At 72.4% G+C, this 17,208-nt stretch carries 17 protein-coding genes; 11 read left to right on the top strand and 6 right to left on the bottom strand.

Features of this window, described 5'->3' with window-relative positions; translation table 11 throughout:
• Positions 1-223 precede the first annotated feature (223 nt).
• A complete protein-coding gene (locus tag ACFP2T_RS26535; RefSeq protein WP_377425997.1) occupies positions 224-949 on the top strand; it encodes a ferritin-like fold-containing protein in 726 nt (241 codons plus the stop codon).
• 69 nt (positions 950-1,018) lie between these two features.
• On the opposite strand, the gene ACFP2T_RS26530 is transcribed toward ACFP2T_RS26535, so the two are convergent.
• Positions 1,019-1,243, bottom strand: a complete 225-nt coding sequence (locus ACFP2T_RS26530) for a DUF3107 domain-containing protein (protein ID WP_192765498.1) — start codon at positions 1,241-1,243, stop codon at positions 1,019-1,021.
• A gap of 66 nt (positions 1,244-1,309) precedes the next feature.
• A complete protein-coding gene (locus ACFP2T_RS26525) occupies positions 1,310-1,948 on the bottom strand; it encodes a TetR/AcrR family transcriptional regulator (RefSeq protein ID WP_192765497.1) in 639 nt (212 codons plus the stop codon).
• Positions 1,949-3,617: 1,669 nt separating this feature from the next.
• On the opposite strand from ACFP2T_RS26525, the gene ACFP2T_RS26520 reads away from it, so the two are divergent.
• The 8 genes from ACFP2T_RS26520 (at position 3,618) to ACFP2T_RS26485 (ending at position 11,643) form a co-directional block, all read left to right on the top strand.
• Positions 3,618-5,435 (top strand): hypothetical protein, encoded by a 1,818-nt coding sequence (locus ACFP2T_RS26520; protein WP_377426243.1) that lies wholly within the window; start codon positions 3,618-3,620, stop codon positions 5,433-5,435.
• Positions 5,436-5,579: 144 nt separating this feature from the next.
• The gene (locus ACFP2T_RS26515; RefSeq protein WP_377425994.1) at positions 5,580-6,542 is read left to right on the top strand and encodes an alpha/beta fold hydrolase; all 963 of its coding nucleotides are present in this window, start codon (positions 5,580-5,582) and stop codon (positions 6,540-6,542) included.
• Positions 6,543-6,776: 234 nt separating this feature from the next.
• Entirely contained in the window at positions 6,777-7,565 is a 789-nt protein-coding gene (locus ACFP2T_RS26510; protein ID WP_377425991.1) for a DUF3152 domain-containing protein, read from the top strand.
• 150 nt (positions 7,566-7,715) lie between these two features.
• Complete coding sequence (gene moeZ / locus ACFP2T_RS26505) at positions 7,716-8,918, top strand: adenylyltransferase/sulfurtransferase MoeZ (RefSeq protein WP_377426240.1); 1,203 nt, start codon at positions 7,716-7,718, stop codon at positions 8,916-8,918.
• Between the two features lie 185 nt (positions 8,919-9,103).
• Complete coding sequence (locus ACFP2T_RS26500) at positions 9,104-10,075, top strand: ABC transporter ATP-binding protein (RefSeq protein WP_377425988.1); 972 nt, start codon at positions 9,104-9,106, stop codon at positions 10,073-10,075.
• The gene (locus ACFP2T_RS26495) at positions 10,072-10,923 is read left to right on the top strand and encodes an ABC transporter permease (protein WP_377425986.1); all 852 of its coding nucleotides are present in this window, start codon (positions 10,072-10,074) and stop codon (positions 10,921-10,923) included. Before ACFP2T_RS26500 ends, ACFP2T_RS26495 begins: the two co-directional genes overlap by 4 nt.
• The gene (locus tag ACFP2T_RS26490) at positions 10,923-11,165 is read left to right on the top strand and encodes a helix-turn-helix transcriptional regulator (protein ID WP_377425984.1); all 243 of its coding nucleotides are present in this window, start codon (positions 10,923-10,925) and stop codon (positions 11,163-11,165) included. Before ACFP2T_RS26495 ends, ACFP2T_RS26490 begins: the two co-directional genes overlap by 1 nt.
• 127 nt (positions 11,166-11,292) lie before the next feature.
• Entirely contained in the window at positions 11,293-11,643 is a 351-nt protein-coding gene (locus tag ACFP2T_RS26485; protein WP_377425981.1) for a hypothetical protein, read from the top strand.
• Between the two features lie 15 nt (positions 11,644-11,658).
• Here the strand turns inward: ACFP2T_RS26485 and proB are convergent, their stop codons facing one another.
• Positions 11,659-12,843 carry a glutamate 5-kinase gene (proB, locus tag ACFP2T_RS26480; RefSeq protein WP_377425978.1) on the bottom strand — a complete coding sequence of 395 codons (1,185 nt, stop codon included), beginning with the start codon at positions 12,841-12,843 and terminating at the stop codon, positions 11,659-11,661.
• Between the two features lie 69 nt (positions 12,844-12,912).
• On the opposite strand from proB, the gene ACFP2T_RS26475 reads away from it, so the two are divergent.
• Complete coding sequence (locus tag ACFP2T_RS26475) at positions 12,913-13,221, top strand: MGMT family protein (protein WP_377425976.1); 309 nt, start codon at positions 12,913-12,915, stop codon at positions 13,219-13,221.
• Positions 13,222-13,265: 44 nt separating this feature from the next.
• On the opposite strand, the gene ACFP2T_RS26470 is transcribed toward ACFP2T_RS26475, so the two are convergent.
• The gene (locus ACFP2T_RS26470; protein WP_377425974.1) at positions 13,266-13,916 is read right to left on the bottom strand and encodes a hypothetical protein; all 651 of its coding nucleotides are present in this window, start codon (positions 13,914-13,916) and stop codon (positions 13,266-13,268) included.
• A 202-nt stretch (positions 13,917-14,118) separates the two neighbouring features.
• Here ACFP2T_RS26470 and ACFP2T_RS26465 point away from each other — a divergent pair, with 202 nt between their 5' ends.
• Positions 14,119-15,030 carry a TAXI family TRAP transporter solute-binding subunit gene (locus ACFP2T_RS26465; protein WP_377425971.1) on the top strand — a complete coding sequence of 304 codons (912 nt, stop codon included), beginning with the start codon at positions 14,119-14,121 and terminating at the stop codon, positions 15,028-15,030.
• A 6-nt stretch (positions 15,031-15,036) separates the two neighbouring features.
• Here ACFP2T_RS26465 and ACFP2T_RS26460 read toward each other — a convergent pair whose 3' ends face one another.
• Positions 15,037-16,455: a sensor histidine kinase gene (locus tag ACFP2T_RS26460; RefSeq protein ID WP_377425968.1), complete on the bottom strand. Its 1,419-nt coding sequence runs from the start codon at positions 16,453-16,455 to the stop codon at positions 15,037-15,039.
• Between the two features lie 12 nt (positions 16,456-16,467).
• Positions 16,468-17,124, bottom strand: a complete 657-nt coding sequence (locus tag ACFP2T_RS26455; protein WP_377426238.1) for a response regulator transcription factor — start codon at positions 17,122-17,124, stop codon at positions 16,468-16,470.
• Positions 17,125-17,208 lie beyond the last annotated feature (84 nt).

Below are 17,208 nucleotides of genomic sequence, written 5' to 3'. Positions count from 1 at the left end.
CCTGCGGCAACTGATCCATGCTACCTGAGCCGGGTAAATGTCGCCTCCGGTCGGTCAGGTTCGCCTTCGACCGGGGTGGGTCGATGTGATGTCCGTTACATCCGGTCGGCGCGGGTGAACCGTCCCGGATGTCCGTTACGGGCCCTCGAGTCGCCGCGTTCGGAATCCGTCCGGCTCCTCCGCTAGGGGCCCGGCGGACGTCGTCGGGCGGTAACCTGCGGGCGTGTCCGCCCCCGCAGAGCCCACCCGCGCCACATCGGCCGCATCGGTTCCCGCTGTCCCGGTTGTCGCCGACCCCGTCGACCCGCCGACTTCGGCGGCCGTCGTCGACCTGCTCGGCCTGGTCGCCTACGGCGAACTGGTCGCCTTCGACCGGATGGCCGCAGACGCCCGGTTGGCACCTGACCTGGCGCGACGTGCCGTACTGAGCGAGATGGCCGCCGTGGAGATCACGAACTACCGGAGGCTCGCCGATCGGCTCACCGAACTCGGCGTGGCGCCCGGCGAGGCGATGTCCCCGTTCGTGCCGGCGTTGCAGTCGTACCACGACTCGACCGAGCCCAAGGACTGGCTGGAGGCGCTGACCAAGGCGTACGTCGGCGACGGCATCGCGGACGACTTCTTCCGGGAGATGGCGGTCTTCCTCGCCGAACCCGACCGGCAACTCGTGCTCGACGTCCTGCACGACTCCCGGTACGACGAGTTCGCCGGTCAGGAGATCCGACTGGCGATCGCGGCCGACCCGAAGGTGGCGAACCGACTGTCGATGTGGGCACGCCGACTGGTCGGGGAGGGATTGTCCCAGGCCGTACGGATGGCCGCCGAGCGGATGACACTGACCGGCCTGATCGCCCGCGGATTCGACGATCAGGCCGGGGTGCAGGTCCTGTTCAAGCGAATCACCGCCGCACACACCATCCGGATGTCCGCGGTGGGGCTGAACAACTGACCTACGACGCCAAACTGGCCTACGGCGCCGACCGACCTACGGCACCCACCCGCCATGGCGGGGACGGAATCAGCGGGAGACGAACCCGACCGCCCGGGGCGACGCCTCGGCGATCTCGACGTAGGCCACCTTGTCGACGGGCACGATGACCCGTCGGCCCTTCTCGTCCGTCAGCGACAGCGTGCCGTTGTTGGTGAGGGCGTCCGTCACGATCTGCTCGATCTCGGCCGGCGTCTGCGCGCTCTCCAGGACCAGCTCGCGCGGCGCGTACTGCACGCCGATCTTGACCTCCACGGGGCCTCCTCATTCGGGGCGAAAGATCCGCCGTCGGCAAGGCTATCCGATTGGCGGGGGTAACCGTCAGGCCGACTCGCCCTGCAGCGGAAAGCTCGCGATTCCCCGCCAGGACAGGCCGGTGAGCAGCGCCTCCGCCTCGGCCTTCGGCACCTTCCGGCCGCCGGCCAACCAGAACTGGGCCGCCGTCTCCGCCGCGCCGACCAGCCCGGAGGCGAGCAGCTCGGCGCGCGACCGGCTCACTCCGGTGTCCGAGATGATGGTGTCGGTGATCGCCGCGATGCAGCCCTGCTCCACCCGCTCGACCCGCTCGCGTACGGCCGGCTCGTTGCGCAGGTCCGACTCGAAGACCAGCCGGAACGCCCCGCTCTCGTGGTCGACGAAGTCGAAGTAGGCCCGGACGGCTCCGCTGACCCGTTCCTTGTTGTCGCTGGTCGCCGCCATGGCTTCCCGGACCTTCGCCACGATCGCGTCGCAGTGCGTGTCCAGCAACGCCAGATAGAGCTCCAGCTTTCCGGGAAAGTGCTGGTAGAGGACGGGCTTGGAGACCCCGGCCCGCTCGGCGATGTCGTCCATCGCGGCCGAGTGGTACCCCTGGGCGACGAACACCTCCTGGGCCGCCGCGAGCAGCTGCTTACGCCGTGCCGAGCGCGGCAGACGAGTTGGCCGGCCGGCTGTCTGCGCGCCGTTTCCCACCTGGGTCATGGTCACCTCCGCTTCACCTCGCACGCCACCGACCTCACCCACGAACCGGGCGGGGTACCTGACTCGACTGCCGAATTAGCCCGCCGCTGTAACTTATCGGCACTGCCACCACACGGTAGCCTCAGCGGGGGCGACCAAGGAGCGCACGGTGGACGAAACAGGGCAACCCGGAGCCCCCACACCGGGAGAGCACGCTAACGGGGCAGGTCCGCAGGGTGATCCGGCCCGCTCGGCCAATGGCTGGGCGGCCGATGCGGGCTGGTCCGGTGCTGAGATCGGCGTCGATCCGAACGGACGGCAGTGGCATCAGCCGGCCGAGCCGGTGGTGACCCACGGTTGGGGTGACCGTTCCGCGCAGTATGTTCCCCGGCCGCTACCGGCATCGCCCGGCATTCCGATCCGCGAGATCCGGCAACCGGTCAACGGCGTACACCTGGGTGAGGCGCAGGAGGCCGAGCGCGGGTGGGCCGGCGGGCGGACGGTGCCCGGCGAGGCGGTCTATCCGTACGAGGCGGACGGCGCCGACCCGTCCGACCGGCGGGCACCCGGGCCGGACCCGTCGAGCGGCGCGGGGACGGACTATTCCGGTCATCCGCTGTCGCAGCCCCACTACGACGAGGTGGACGCCGCCGGAACGCCACGGCACGCCTTCGGGGACCAGGAGCGTGGCGCCGGACAGGTAGCTCAGCCGCCGCCCTGGCGCGATTCGGGCCAGCCCGGTCAACCGCTGCCGACCTCTGCTCCGCCGGCCAGTTTCCCCGCGCCCTTCTCGGCGCCGCCGGCAGCGGTATCCGCCCCGCCGGCCAGTTTCCCCGCGCCTTTCTCCGCACCGCCGGCAACGGTGTCGGGCCCACCGGCCGCGATGTCCGGTCCGTCCCCGGCCGCGGTCTCCGGTCCGCCGGCCGCGACATCGGGTCAGCCGGGCGCAGTCTCGGCCGCCCCGGCCGGCCCCGCGTCGGAGTACCTGGTGCCGGCGGACTTCGAGCGCCCCCACTACGACCGACCGGTGTCCGAGCGGACCGCGCTGATGCCCGCGGTTCCCCGCCAGCCCGACCACGGTCCGAACCACGTTCCCGGTGCTGACCAGGGCGGATCGCCCGTTCGAGGCTGGCGCGACGCCCAGCAGGAGGAGCGCCAGGCACCGCCGGCCGCTCCCGCCGACGTCCGGAGCGGAGATGCCGGAGCCTGGTCGCCCGGCTGGGCGCCGCCCTGGGCCTCCGGCGGGGCGGTCGCCGACCAGCAGGGTCCCCGGGACGGGGAGAGTTCCCACCGCGCCGAGTCCGCCCCAGAGGCCGAGCAGGGCCGGGACGCGGAGGCGCCCCGGGAGCGCGAGCACTGGTCGCCGTCGACCTGGGCCGATCAACCGGCACAGCGGGCGCCCGAGCAGCCACCGCAGGCCGCCCGGGCCTCCGGGTTCCAGGACGGCTATCCCCAGGCGCTGAACGGGCCCGGCTATTCCGGAGGTCCGGCTGTCGCCAGAGGCGTACCGGCGGCGACCCCGGAGGCGCCCGCCTACCGGTCCGGGACGAACGACTTCGGCGGCCCTGCCGGGCCCGCCGCCCTGACAACCGCGCCAGGTCCGGAGTCGCCGGGTTATCTACCGGGGCCGGGCGGGTTGTCCGGTAATTCCGGTACATCCGGCACGTCGGGTGCGGAATCGGCCGGTTACCTGCCGGGGCCCGGCGGGTTGTCGGCCCCGCCCAGCCCGTCGTCGCCGGGTTATCTGCCCGGGCCGGGCGGACTGGTCGCCGGCGGACCGAACGCCGATCCGGCGAGCTATCCAGTCGACCCGGCGAGCTATCCAGTCGACCCGGTGAGCTATCCAGCAGAACCGGCGAGCTATCCACCCGCATCGCCCGGAGCCGGGTTCCCGCCCGGCCGGGAGCCCTCGGGCTATCCATCGGGGCCGACCGGGTCGGCGCCCCCGCCGTCGGTCGCGGACGCCTCGGGTTATCCGTCCGCGCATGGTGGTGCCGGAGTTCCGTCGGGTGGCGAGTCGTCGGGCTACCCGTCCGCACCCAGCGGCGCCGGGCACGGGCCCGCTGCCGACCCGCCGGGTTATTCGCCCCGACCGGGCGGGACCGGGCCCTCGGCGCCGGCACCGGAGCCATCGAACTATCCGGCCGGGCTCGGCGGTGCCGGGCTTCCGCCGGGCGCCGAGTCGTCGGGCTATCCAACCGGGCCGGGCCCCGTCAGGCCGTCGCCGGCTTCGGAGTCGCCGGGATATCCGACCAGCGGCCGGTCGGCCGCCTATCCACCCCGCCGGGAAGCCCTGGCGTTGCCGACGGCGCCGAGCCAGCCAGGACAGGCGTACCGGTATCCGGAGTCGGCACCGGCGGAACCCGCGTCCCGGCCAGCGGACTCCAGCCTGGACGTGCTTCCGCAACGGGTGCCCGCCGAGCCGGACGTACCGACCGTGCCGGAGCCGCCAGCCGCGGAGCCTCCCGCCGAGACGCCGGAACTCGCCCGAATCGCAACCCACCTGCGTCGGGAGGATGGAGCGGCACAACTGCACGAGCGACCGGACGGTTTCGACGTCAACGCGATCCTCGCTGCGGTCCGGGGCGTGCCCGGGGTACGGGACGCCTCGTTGCGTACCACTCCGGCCGGGGCACACAGCCTCCGGCTGGACCTCTCCGACGGCGCCGACCCCGCCGAGGTGAGCCGCCAGGTGGCACGGCTGCTCCAGGAGCGGATGGGGCTGGCCGCCGCACCACAGAATCTGCCCGGCCCGCCTGCCGCGGGTCCGCCCGGCTTCGGCGCACCGCCGTCCGCCGCCCCCGCGCCCGGCTACGGGTCCGGACAGGCGCGGCAGTCCCCGGCCGAGCCCCGGGAGGCCGCGCCGGCCACCCATGCCGAGCCGTCGACCGAGGAGCCCCGTCGACGCCGGCAGGCACCGAGCCACCGGGGGCGGGCCGCCGTCGGGGAGCAGCCCGCGGGGGCGCCGACCGAGACCCTCCGGGGCGCCCCGGCCGGTACGACCGGAGTCAGCCCCGTTACGGCCGGCACCTCGTACTCCGGCAGTCAGGTGACGACGACCGAGACGGCACCGTCCCGGCCGCTCAACCCGGGATCACCGCCGGGACCCCGCGTGATCATCGATCACGTGCAGGTGAGCACGTTCGGCCTGGACGCCACCGTCGAGGTCCGGCTCGCCGCCGGGGAACATCCGGCGACCGGGTTGGCCACCGGTCCGGCGGTCGACGGGTACGTCCTGCGTCTCTGCGCGGTCGCGGCGGCGGCGGCGATCGACGAGCTGCTCAGCGCCTCGACCCGGGTGACCGAACGGGGCCGCTGCTTCGTGGAGCACGCCGCGGTCGTACCGTTCGGCAGTTGCGAGGTGGCCACCGTGGTGGTCCTGCTGGTCTGCGACGGCTGGGTCGAGCAACTCGCCGGATCGGCGCTGGTCGCCGGTGACCCACGCCAGGCGGTGGTCCGCGCCACCCTGGCCGCGGTGAACCGTCGGCTTGAGGCGTTGCTCACCTGACCCGGCGACGGGACCTGCGGAACGGCAGCGCAATCGTGACGACCGGGGAGGAGGCGCGCACATGGTGTCTCCGCCCCGGTGCCCCCGCGGTCGGACCTCCCGCAGCAGCCCGCACGATCGTCGTGCCCCCGGCACACTTGACAGATGAAACGTGCGCTGCTGGAGGCGGACGAGTCGATCGCCCGGGACGAGCTGCCGCCGCCGTGGCCCGGCCGGGCCGTACGGATCGACGGGTCCGTCACGTACGTCCGGGACACCCCGGCGACCCGGGCGGACGCCGAGCCGGCGCTGTACGTGCACGGACTCGGCGGCTCGGCGCAGAACTGGACAGATCTCGCCGGCCTGCTCGCCGACCGCCTGGACGGCCAGGCCATCGATCTGCCCGGCTTCGGCCGGAGTGACCCGGGTCATCGGTACACCATCCCCGCCTTCGCCGATCGGGTCATCCGGTACATAGAACATTCCGATCGGGGTCCGGTGCACCTGTTCGGGAACTCGCTCGGCGGTGCCATCTCGGTACGGGTCGCCGGCCTGCGCCCCGACCTCGTGCGCACGCTCACCCTGATCTCGCCCGCGATGCCGTTCCTCGATCCCCGGCGGTCGTTGCAGGGTCGGATGGTGCCGCTGCTGGCGGTGCCCGGGGCGGAACGGTTCGCCTCGCGATGGCTGACCCAGTTGCCGCCGGAGGAGATGGCCCGCCAGGTGATGGAGGCCTGCGTGGCCGACACGCGGCGGATCTGTGACCAGCGGCGCCAGGAGGCGATCGACGAGATCCGGATCCGGTACACCGCCGAGCACTACGCCTCGGCCTACCTGCGTACGCTGCGCGGGCTGGTCGGCAGTTTCGTCCGGGCGTACCTGCCCGGTGCCGGTTCGCTGTGGCGGATCGCCGGTCTGATCACCGCGCCGACCCTGGTCGTCGGCGGTACGCAGGACCGGCTGGTCGACGTCCGGGTGCCGGCCCAGGTGGCTCGACTGATCCCGGACAGCCGACTGCTGGTGCTGGACGGCGTCGGGCACGTGCCGCAGATGGAGGTGCCCCGGACGGTGGCCCGGGCGGCCGCCGCGCTGCTGGCCGAGACGGCCCCCGTCTCGGCTGCTGGATAGGACCGGCCACCAGTTGGGAGGCACCGGCGTCAGCCGAGCGCGGTGGCACTTCCGAGCTGGCCCGATGTCACCAAAGATGCAACCAAACTGATGGGCCTGGCGTACTAAGTAGGCGTGTGGATCAACGTTCGGCCCGACCCCTCGGCACCCGGCTCCGCCCCGCCGTCCGATGAGACGGATTCGGGACCACGGGAAGCCCGGCGGCGCCGTTCCCGACGCGGTCACCTGCTCGCGGTGTCCCTGTCGGGCGTGGCCGCCACGGTCGCGGTCGTCGCGTTGCTGGTGCCGCCGGCCGACCATTCGGCCGCCGAGGAAGCGCCGACGTCGGCTCCACCCGCCGGGCCGACGGCTCCGGTCAGCGTCGTCACCCCGACGCCTACGCCCACGCCTACCCCGGTCGTACCGCCACCGCCCGTCCTGCGGCTCGCCGGTCCGGTCCCGCCGACGGGGTCGGGCAAGTTCAGCTACGCGACCGGTCGGGGCGAGGTGCTCGGCCGCGCCGGAACCCTGCGCCGCTACCGGGTGGCGATGGAGCGGGGCGCCAACGAGGACCTCGAGGAGTTCGCCGCGAAGGTGGACGCCTCGTTGGCCGACCCGCGCAGTTGGATCGGCAGCGGGCGGCTGCGGTTGCAGCGGGTCCCCGACGGCGCCGGACACGACTTCACGATCTATCTCGCCACCGCCAACACGACCCGGACGATGTGCGCCCGGTCCGGGGTGAACATCCAGGTCAACGGCAGGCCGTACACCTCCTGCCGGGGCACTGGACGGGTGATCCTCAATCTCGACCGCTGGCGGCTCTCCGTCCCGCACTTCGTCTCCGCCAAGGTGCCCCTGGAGGTGTACCGGACCTACGTCGTCAACCACGAGGTGGGACACGAGCTGGGGCACGGACACGAGCAGTGCCCGCGTACCGGCCGGGCCGCGCCGGTCATGATGCAGCAGACGCTGTTCCTCAGGGGTTGCCTGGCGAACCCGTGGCCGTACCTGCGGGGGAAGCGGCACGCCGGCCCATCGCTGTGACGCGGAGCCGCCCGGTCCGTTCCGTCGGTCGGCTTATTCCCGCTCCCGGATTTCGGGCAGGTGTTTCACCTCATGGTCGGTTTCGGGTCCGGCGAGCGACAATGGCCCGACATGCCACTGTCGATGCGCTCAGCCGCCGGCTGAGCGACGATCGGAACCGGGGAGTCCACCGTGTCACTGCCCCCGCTCGTCGAACCCGCCGCCGAGCTGACCGTTGACGAGATCCGCCGCTACTCGCGCCACCTGATCATCCCGGACGTAGGGGTCGAGGGGCAGAAGCGGTTGAAGAATGCCCGGGTGCTCTGTGTCGGGGCCGGTGGCCTCGGCTCGCCCGCGCTGATGTACCTGGCCGCGGCCGGAGTCGGCACGCTCGGCATCATCGACTTCGACACCGTCGACGAGTCCAACCTGCAACGGCAGATCATCCACGGCCAGTCGGACGTCGGCCGGCCGAAGGCCGAGTCTGCGGCGGCCACCATTCGGGAGATCAACCCCCTGGTCCAGGTGGAGATCCACAACACCGCCCTGGACCGGGACAACGTCAAGGAGATCTTCAGCCAGTACGACCTGATCGTCGACGGGACGGACAACTTCGCCACCCGGTACATGGTCAACGACGCGGCGGTGCTGCTCGGCAAGCCGTACGTCTGGGGGTCGATCTACCGCTTCGACGGTCAGGCGTCGGTGTTCTGGGCCGAGCACGGTCCCTGCTACCGCTGCCTCTACCCGGAGCCGCCGCCGCCCGGGATGGTGCCGTCCTGCGCCGAGGGCGGCGTGCTCGGCGTGCTCTGCGCGTCGATCGGCGCGATCCAGGTCACCGAGGCGATCAAGCTGCTCACCGGAATCGGTGAGCCGCTGGTCGGCCGGCTGATGGTGTACGACGCACTGGAGATGTCGTACCGGAAGATCAAGGTCCGTAAGGATCCGGCCTGTGCGCTGTGCGGGGAGAACCCCACCGTGACCGAGCTGCTGGAGGACTACGAGGACTTCTGCGGCGCCGTCTCGCCCGAGGCGGAGGCGGCGGTGGCGGAGTCCACCATCACCGCCCGGGAGCTGAAGGACTGGCAGGACGCCGGCAAGGACATCTTCCTGGTCGACGTCCGGGAGCCGGCGGAGTACGAGATCGTCCGCATTCCCGGCGCGACGTTGATCCCGAAGGGTGACATCCTCTCCGGCGCGGCCCTGGCCACGCTGCCGCAGGACAAGCAGCTCGTGCTGCACTGCAAGTCGGGCGTACGGTCCGCCGAGGCGCTGGCCGCGGTGAAGGCCGCCGGGTTCCGCGACGCGGTGCACGTCCAGGGTGGGGTGCTCTCCTGGATCAAGCAGATCGACCCGTCCCTGCCCGCCTACTGAGGTCCACCCCGGCAGCCGGCGACACCGCCTGATCGCGGGGCAGCTCCCTTCCTGGAGCTGCCCCGCGACGCGTTTTCCCGGCGGATCGTCGTCCTACGGATGCTCGGCGAATATCTCTTGCCGGCGCACGATGTAGTAGATGTACTATCTTCTCGCGTAGGAGTTAGACGGGGAGGTGTAGCTCTATGACCATCGTCGGACAGCCGGAACGGACACCTGAGCCGGCCGGAGTGTTGGCGGAGCGGCCCGTGCTGGACGTGCGTGACCTGCGGATGAGGTACGGCAGCACGGACGTGCTGACCGGGGTGACCTTCACCGCCCGCCCCGGCGAGGTGCTGACGCTGCTGGGTCCGAACGGCGCGGGCAAGACCACGACGATCGAGATCCTGGAGGGGTTCCGGATGCGCTCGGCCGGCGAGGTCACCGTGTTGGGTGTGGACCCGGCCCACGGTGACGAGCGGTGGCGGGCGCGGCTGGGCGTGGTGCTCCAGTCCTGGCGGGACCATTCCAAGTGGCGGGTACGCGAGCTGCTCGGCCACCTCGGTTCGTACTACCCGCCGTACTCGACGGAGCAGATCCGGCGGCCCTGGGACGTCGACGAACTGGTGGACGTGGTCGGGCTGACCCCGCACGCGCACAAGCGGGTCGGCCAGCTCTCCGGCGGGCAGCGGCGGCGACTGGACGTCGCGATCGGCATCGTCGGCCGACCCGAGCTGCTGTTCCTCGACGAGCCGACGGCGGGATTCGACCCGGAGGCCCGCCGCGAGTTCCACGACCTGGTGCACCGCCTGACCGACCTGGAGCAGACCACGATCCTGCTGACCACCCACGATCTGGACGAGGCGGAGAAACTGGCCGACCGGATCCTGATCCTGGCCGGCGGTTCGATCATCGCCGACGGGTCGGCCGAGCAGTTGGCCCGGCGGATGTCGTCGGAGGCCGAGGTGAAGTGGAGTCAGGGCGGCCAGCGTTTCGTGCACGCCACCACCGACGCCACCCGCTACGTCCGGGAGTTGTTCCAGCAGCACGGCGACGGCATCACCGACCTGGAGGTCCGGCGGGCCACCCTGGAGGACACCTACATGGCGCTGGTGCGCGAGTTCGAGTCCGGCCAGGGCGCCGCCGCGCTCCGCGAGTTCGAGGGGGCGAACCGGTGAATCCGAGCCTGGTAGCGGTCCGAGCCGGCGTGACGCGTGGCGGGATCGAGGTGCGGCAGAGCCTGACCAACGTGCAGGACTTGTGGAACTACTTCTTCCCGAACTTCGCCTTCCTGGTCGTCATGTTCTTCATGCGGGGTGCCACGGTCCCCGGCACGAACTTCTCCCTCGGCGCCCGTACGCTGCCGAGCGTGCTCGGCGGGGGGCTGGCGTTCGGAGCGCTGGTGACGATGATGATGACCCTCACCGTCGAACGCGAGGACGGCACCCTGCTCCGGGCCAAGGCGGTCCCGAACGGCATGCTCGGCTACCTGGTCGGCAAGGTGGTGCAGGTGGCCGGGATGAGCCTGATCGGCTCCGCCATCCTGGTGATCCCGGGGGTGTTCCTGGTGGACGGCCTGGCGCCCGGCGGCCCCGGCTCCTGGCTGATCCTGCTCTGCGTGGTGGTCCTGGGCCTGGTCGCCTGCCTGCCTCTTGGCGCCATCTTCGGTTCGCTGTTCGCCAACCCGCGCAACGTCGGGGTGATCATGCTGCCTATCATGGGCCTCGTCGCCACCTCGGGGATCTTCTATCCGATCACCAGCTTCCCGGTCTGGTTGCAGTGGATCGGCCAGGCGTTTCCGGTCTACTGGCTCGGCCTGGGAATGCGCTCGGCGCTGTTGCCCGACGAACTGGCGGCGGTGGAGCTCGGCGGGTCCTGGCGGCATCTGGAGACGTTCGGCGTACTCGGTGCCTGGGCCGTGGTGGGCGTGGTGGTGGCGCCGATCGTGTTGCGCCGGATGGCCCGCCGGGAGTCCGGGTCGAGCGTGGCGGCCCGCAAGGAGAAGGCGTTGCAGAGGGTCAACTGATGAGTGAGGCGATCTACAACCGGATCGCGGTGCTGCGGGCGGAACGCGGGATCTCGCGCCGGGACCTCGCCGACGCGCTCGGGGTGCACTACCAGACGATCGGTTACCTGGAGCGGGGCGAGTACAACCCCAGCCTGCACCTGGCGCTGCGCATCGCGGAGTACTTCGAGGTGACGGTGGAGGTGGTCTTCTCCACCCGACCCTTCCCCCGGATCGGCGCCGCGGAGCGGGCCACGGCCTGAGCGCCGTCGTCTCGCCCGCCGCCCCGCCCGATCCGAGTCCAAATTGGACCGGATAGCCTTCGCGCCATGGCTGAGGTCGGCGGCGGTGCGCGGTCCGTGCCGGGATCCAGCGGATTCCCGGTGACCCGTGCCCGCCGCTGACCCGTCCGAGCGGCCCCGGCAGCCGTTCCGGGCCTTCGTCGGGCGCCACCAGGGGCTCATCGGGACGACGCTCTTCGTCGTGCTGGGCGGCGGCGGTATCGCCGCCTGGCACCGCTGGGACCTGTGGTGGCTGGAGAATTCCCTGGTCCAGGCGCTGCTGATCGGCATCGCCAGCGTGGGCATGGCGGTGCTGTTCTTCTGGGGCGAGGGCGGATTGCCGGGGACGGCGGGCCGCTCCCGCCCGCGCCGACCCCGGGCCGAGCGGGAAACCGCGCGCCCCCACGGCTGGCGCCGCAGCAGCGGCCGGCGGTCCGTCCGGCGCCGCCGGGCAAAGTAGGTCCGGCCCGGTAGGTCAGAGGAGCACCAGGTCGTCGCGGTGCACGACCTCGCGCTCGTACGCCGGGCCGAGCGCGGCGGCGAGTTCCGAGGTGGACCGGCCGAGCAGGCTGGGCAGTTCCACCGCGTCGTAGTTGACCAGACCCCGGGCCACCGCGGCGCCGGCCGCGTCCACCAGGTCGACCGGGTCCCCGGCGGTGAACGTGCCGTCCACGGCGGTGATTCCGGCGGGTAGCAGCGACTTCCGCCGGCCCACCACCGCCTGCACCGCTCCCGGGTCGAGGTGCAGCCGGCCCCGGGGCGAGGTGGCATGGGCGAGCCAGAACAGCCGGGCGGTCGGCCGCTGCCGGACCCGGTGGAAGAAGGTGCCGACCTCGGCGCCGGCGAGTGCGTCCGGCGCCAGCGACGCGGAGGTCAGCACCACCGGGATGCCGAAGCCGGTCGCGATCCGGGCCGCCTCGACCTTGGTGACCATGCCCCCGGTGCCGACCCCGGCCCGTCCGGCCCGGCCGACAGCGACGTGGGCGAGGTCCTGCTCGTCGCGGACCTCCTCGATCCGTACCGTGCCGGGCCGGGCCGGGTCACCGGTGTAGAGCGCGTCGACGTCGGAGAGCAGCACCAGCAGGTCGGCGTGGACCAGCGCCGCCACCAGCGCGGCCAGCCGGTCGTTGTCACCGAACCGGATCTCGTCGGTGGCCACCGTGTCGTTCTCGTTCACGATCGGCACCGCGCCGAGGTCGAGAAGTTTGCGCAGGGTGCGGTAGGCGTTGCGGTAGTGGGCCCGCCGGGTGACGTCGTCGACGGTCAGCAGCACCTGGCCGACCGTACGGCCGTGCCGGGCGAGACCGGCCGAGTAGCGCCCGATCAGCAGTCCCTGCCCGACGCTGGCCGCCGCCTGCTGGGTGGCCAGGTCGCGGGGGCGGCGGGGCAGCCCGAGCGGGGCCAGGCCGGCGGCGATCGCTCCGGACGACACCAGCACCAGCTCGCGGTCCGCCGGAACCGCACGCCGACGACCGGACCCGGCCGGTCGCGGGGCGGCCTCCGTCGGCTCGACACCGGGCGACCCACCGGCCAGCCAGCCGGCGAGTACGTCGGCCAGCACGTCGACCCGTTCCGTGTCCAGCCCACCGGCGGCCGTGGTGAGCGACGACGAGCCGACCTTCACCACGATCCGGCGTGCTGTGTTGACTGCTTCCCGCACCCGCCCATTCTGCTCGGCCGCCCCCCTCGGCCGGGGCACCGGCCGGCGGCTCCCATATCGTGGCGGTTCATGACGCCGGAGGAGTACGTCGAAGAGGTGCTCGCGTTGGTCGAGCGCATCCCACCGGGGCGGGTCATGTCGTACGGCGGGATCGCCGATCACCTGGCCGACCGGTCCGGCCGGGCGTCGGCCCGACTGGTCGGTTCGATCATGGCCCGGCACGGTGCCGCGGTGCCCTGGTACCGGGTGGTCAACTCGGCGGGCCGGCTGCCGCCGGGACACGAGAACGAGGCACGCGCCCGGTTGATCGCCGAGGGGACTCCGCTGCGCGGCGCCGGGGTCGACATGTCGGCGGCCGACTGGCACCCGACCGGTTGACGCTGCCCGACCGGCTCCCGCCGCCGGAGGCGACGGCGTCGCCGTCAGCTCGCGGGGACGGGTACCGGCCGGCTGCTGTGCCGCAGGATGCGTTCCTTGTCCGGGCCACCGGGCACGGTCACCAGCAGGCAACCCGAGCGCGGCGCGACCGAGGCCGCCGAGCCGAGCAACTGGGCGCCCCGGACCAGGACGGCGGCGAGTTCGGTGTCGTTGAGACGTACGCCCAGGATGTTGGTCCGGACGTGCCGGCCGGCGGCCAGCAGCGCGGCCCGCCACGCGGCGGCGGCCAGGGCCTGCCGGCGGGCGTGCCGGGGCGCGGACGCACCGACGGCGGCCGGATCGAGCAGGGCGGTACGCCCCTGCCGCCAGCCGCCGGTCAGCACGGCGGGCTGGCCCGGCTGGGTGATGTGCAGGCGGTGCAGTTCGTACCGGCGCCGAACCCCGGCGGTGACCCGCTCCGGAAAGACCGGCGTGCCCAGCCGGACCAGAAGTTCGGCGAGGCGAGCGGCGGCGGCCGCCGAGCTGAACTCGGCCAGGACGGTGGTCGGCTGCCGCACGCTCTCCACTCGGGTGCACCTGATCAGGCACGCCGCCTCGAAGGCATCGGCCAGCGAGGTTCGGTCCAGCAGGCTGGTTCCGCCGGACGGCCGGACGGGCGGCCGCGTGGAGACGTACGCCCCGGTGCTCCAGATCATTTCTGTCGCCCCCCGTAGTCGCGACAACCAACTACGTCAACGGTGGCTGTATCCGCCGTCAGGCGGTAGACATCGCTTGAAGGCTTGAGGAAAATTTGCGCTGAGTGTCGATCTTCGCCGGGGTGGTGGTGGGGTGGGCGGGGCACGGTCGCACCGACGCGCTGGCCGAGGACTGGCCGGCCGGCGGCTCCACACGCTTGCCGTGGCGGTTGCCGTGGTTTCCACCGTGCTGCCCCTCACCGCCGCCTGTACGTCTGAAGTGGCCGAGCCGACCAGGCTGCGGATCGCCACCGGCAGCGCGACGGCGGTGTACTACGCGGTCGGTCAGTCCCTGGCCAGCATCCTCAACCGGGAACTGCCCGACGTGACCGCGAGCGTGGTGGTCACCGCCGCGTCGGCGGAGAACGTCTCGCTGGTTTCCAGCGGCCGGGCCGAGCTGGGCTTCACCCAGGCCGACATCCTGCCCGTCGACGCACCGGCCGGCGGCGGGATGAGCGCCATCGCGCGGGTCTACGACGACCTGCTGCACCTGGTCACCCGGGCGCAGGGGCCGATCCGCCAGCTCCAGGACCTGCGCGGTCGCCGGGTGGCGATCGGGGCGCCGGGCTCGGGCACCGCGGTCACGGCCGGCCGGCTGCTCGCGGTGGCCGAGGTGGACGACGAACTGGCCGAGACGCTGCGCCTCGGCATCGACGACTCGGTGGCGGCACTGCGGGCCGGCAAGATCGACGCGTTCTTCTTCTCCGGCGGCCTGCCGGTCAAGGCCGTGGCGGACTTCGCCGCCGAGACCCCGGCCCGGTTCGTCGGCCTCGGCCAGTGGGTCGAGCCGCTGCGCAAGTCGTACCGGGAGGTGTACGTCGGCCGGGACATCCCCACCTCGGCGTACGGCACGGAACCGGTGACGACGGTGGCGGTGCCGAACTATCTGGTGGTGGCCACGGCGTTGCCGGAACAACTCGTCTACGACGTGACCCGACTGCTGATGCAGCGACGCGACGAACTCAGCAGCGCCCATCCGGCCGCCGCCCGGCTGAACGCACAGTCGGCGATCACCACGACTCCGCTCGCCCTCCATCCCGGCGCGGCGCGGTACTACCAGACCCACAAACCCTGAGCCGGGTCAGGCGGGCCCGGGTGGTTCCACCGGCCGGGGCGGTGCCGGCGGTTCGGCCGCCCGGAACCACACCTGCGCGGCGAGCCCGGTCGGTTCGGCCTGCCGCATCGTCAGCCGGCCGCCGGAGGCGTCGACCAGCACCGCCACGATGGTCAGGCCGAGGCCGGCACCGTCGATGTTCTGGGTGTCCGGCGCCCGCCAGAACCGTTCGGTCGACGATTCGAGCTGTGTGTCGGTCATTCCGGGGCCGTCGTCGGTGACCTCGACGACCACCCCCTCGTCGCGGTGGTGGACCGAGACGTCGACCCGCCCGCCGGAATGGCCGAACTTGACCGCGTTGTCGATCAGAGCGTCCAGCACCTGGTCGACCGCGGTCCGCACCGCGCGGGCGTACGCCGGGCCGCCGTCGCCCGGCCGCAGCCGCAGCGCGATGCCGTGCCGGTTGGCCAACGGCTGCCAGGCGGCGACCCGGGACGCGGCCACCGCCGCGGCGTTCACCACCACCATCGTGTGCTGGGCCCGTTCGGCGCGGGCCAGGGTGAGCAGCCCGTCGAGTACCTGGGCCAGCCGGTCGGTCTCCTCCAGGGCCAGCTTGTGCTCGTCTCGGCCGTACTCGTCGGTCAGGCTCGGGCCGAGTTCCTCGACCCGCAGCCGCAACGCGGTCAGCGGGTTGCGCAACTGGTGACTCGCGTGCGCGACGAACGCCCGTTGGCGTTCCAGGGCGTCGGCGACCGCGTCCGCCATCTCGTTGAAGCTGGTGGCGAGCCGGCGCAGCTCGGGCGGCCCCTGCTGGGTCGGTACCCGGGCCAGGCCGTCTCCGGCGGCGATGTCATGGGTCACCACGTCGAGGACGGTGACCGGGCGCAACACCCAGCCGGCCAGCCGGAACGCGGTCATCACCCCGGCGGAGACGGCCAGCAGCCCGATCGTGGCCAGCGCCGCCCACCAGACGGCGACGGTCCGGCGGACCCGGTTGGTCGACGAGACCGTGACGACCGCCCCGATCACCTCGCCGCCGTCGTTCACCGGCACCGCCACCACCAGCAGGTCGGCCTGCCAGGGCCAGACCACCTCCGGAATGGTCATCTGCCGGCCGGCCAGGGCACCGAAGACCGCCGGATCGGTCAACTCCGAACCGACGTGCAGGCCACCGGTGGCCACCACCGACCGTCGTTCCCGGTCGATCACGGCGGCGGTGATCCCGTACAACTCCCGGTAGCGCCGCAGTTCGTCGTCGATCGCGCTGACCGCACCGCTGCGCAGCGCGGGGCCGGAGAGTGACGCGAACCGGTTGGCGTCGGCCAACCGGTCCGCCCTGAGCTGTTCGGTCTCCCGGTTGGCCAGGGTGACGGCCAGCGGCGTCTCCAGGGCGAGCAGGACCAGGATCATGAGCAGCGAGTAGCTGAAGACCAGGCGGCGGCGCACGTCGGCTCCGGACTACTCGGCCCGGAGCCGGTAGCCGATGCCGCGCACGGTCTGCACCAGGTCGGGGTCGCCGAGCTTGCCGCGCAGCGAGCCGACGTGCACCTCGACGGTGTGCCGGGCCGCGCCGGTGGTCGGCCAGACGTCGAGGACGATGCGCTCGTGCGGCACCACCGAACCCGGTTGCCGGGCCACCGACACCAGGATGTCGAACTCCTTGCGGGTCAGCGTCACCGGCTGCCCGCCCACGGTGACGAGTCGGGCCGCGACGTCGATCCAGATCGGACCGACCTCGATGATCTCCGGACGGGGTGCCCCGGCCCTGGCCCGACGCAGCACGGCGACGATCCGGGCCTCCAGTTCGGCCATCGAGAACGGTTTCACCACGTAGTCGTCGGCGCCCATCCGCAGCCCCAGGACCCGGTCGCGTTCCTCACCGCGCGCGGTGACCGCGATGATGCCGAGCTGCGCGCTGCGCTGGCGCAGGGCCCGGCACACCTCCACGCCGTCGCCGTCGGGCAGGGTGAGGTCGAGCAGCACCAGGTCACAGGGCGCGGCGGCGAGCGCGGCGGCGGCGGTCGCGGCCCGCTCCACGTCGTACCCGCGCCGGGACAGGGCGGACGCCATCGCGCCGGCCACCCGGGCGTCGTCCTCGACCAACAGGATCCGCATACCCGCCCGCTCCTCGTCTGGTGGTACCAGCACTGCGATCATCGCGCATCCAGCAGCCAGGACAGAATGCCGGGATTCTCAAGA

Origin of the sequence: Plantactinospora solaniradicis, assembly GCF_042658085.1 — a bacterium.
GTDB classification, from domain to species: Bacteria; Actinomycetota; Actinomycetes; order Mycobacteriales; family Micromonosporaceae; genus Plantactinospora; species Plantactinospora solaniradicis.
Note: the sequence above shows the minus strand (reverse complement) of the source record. Positions and strands in the feature narration are given on the sequence as shown.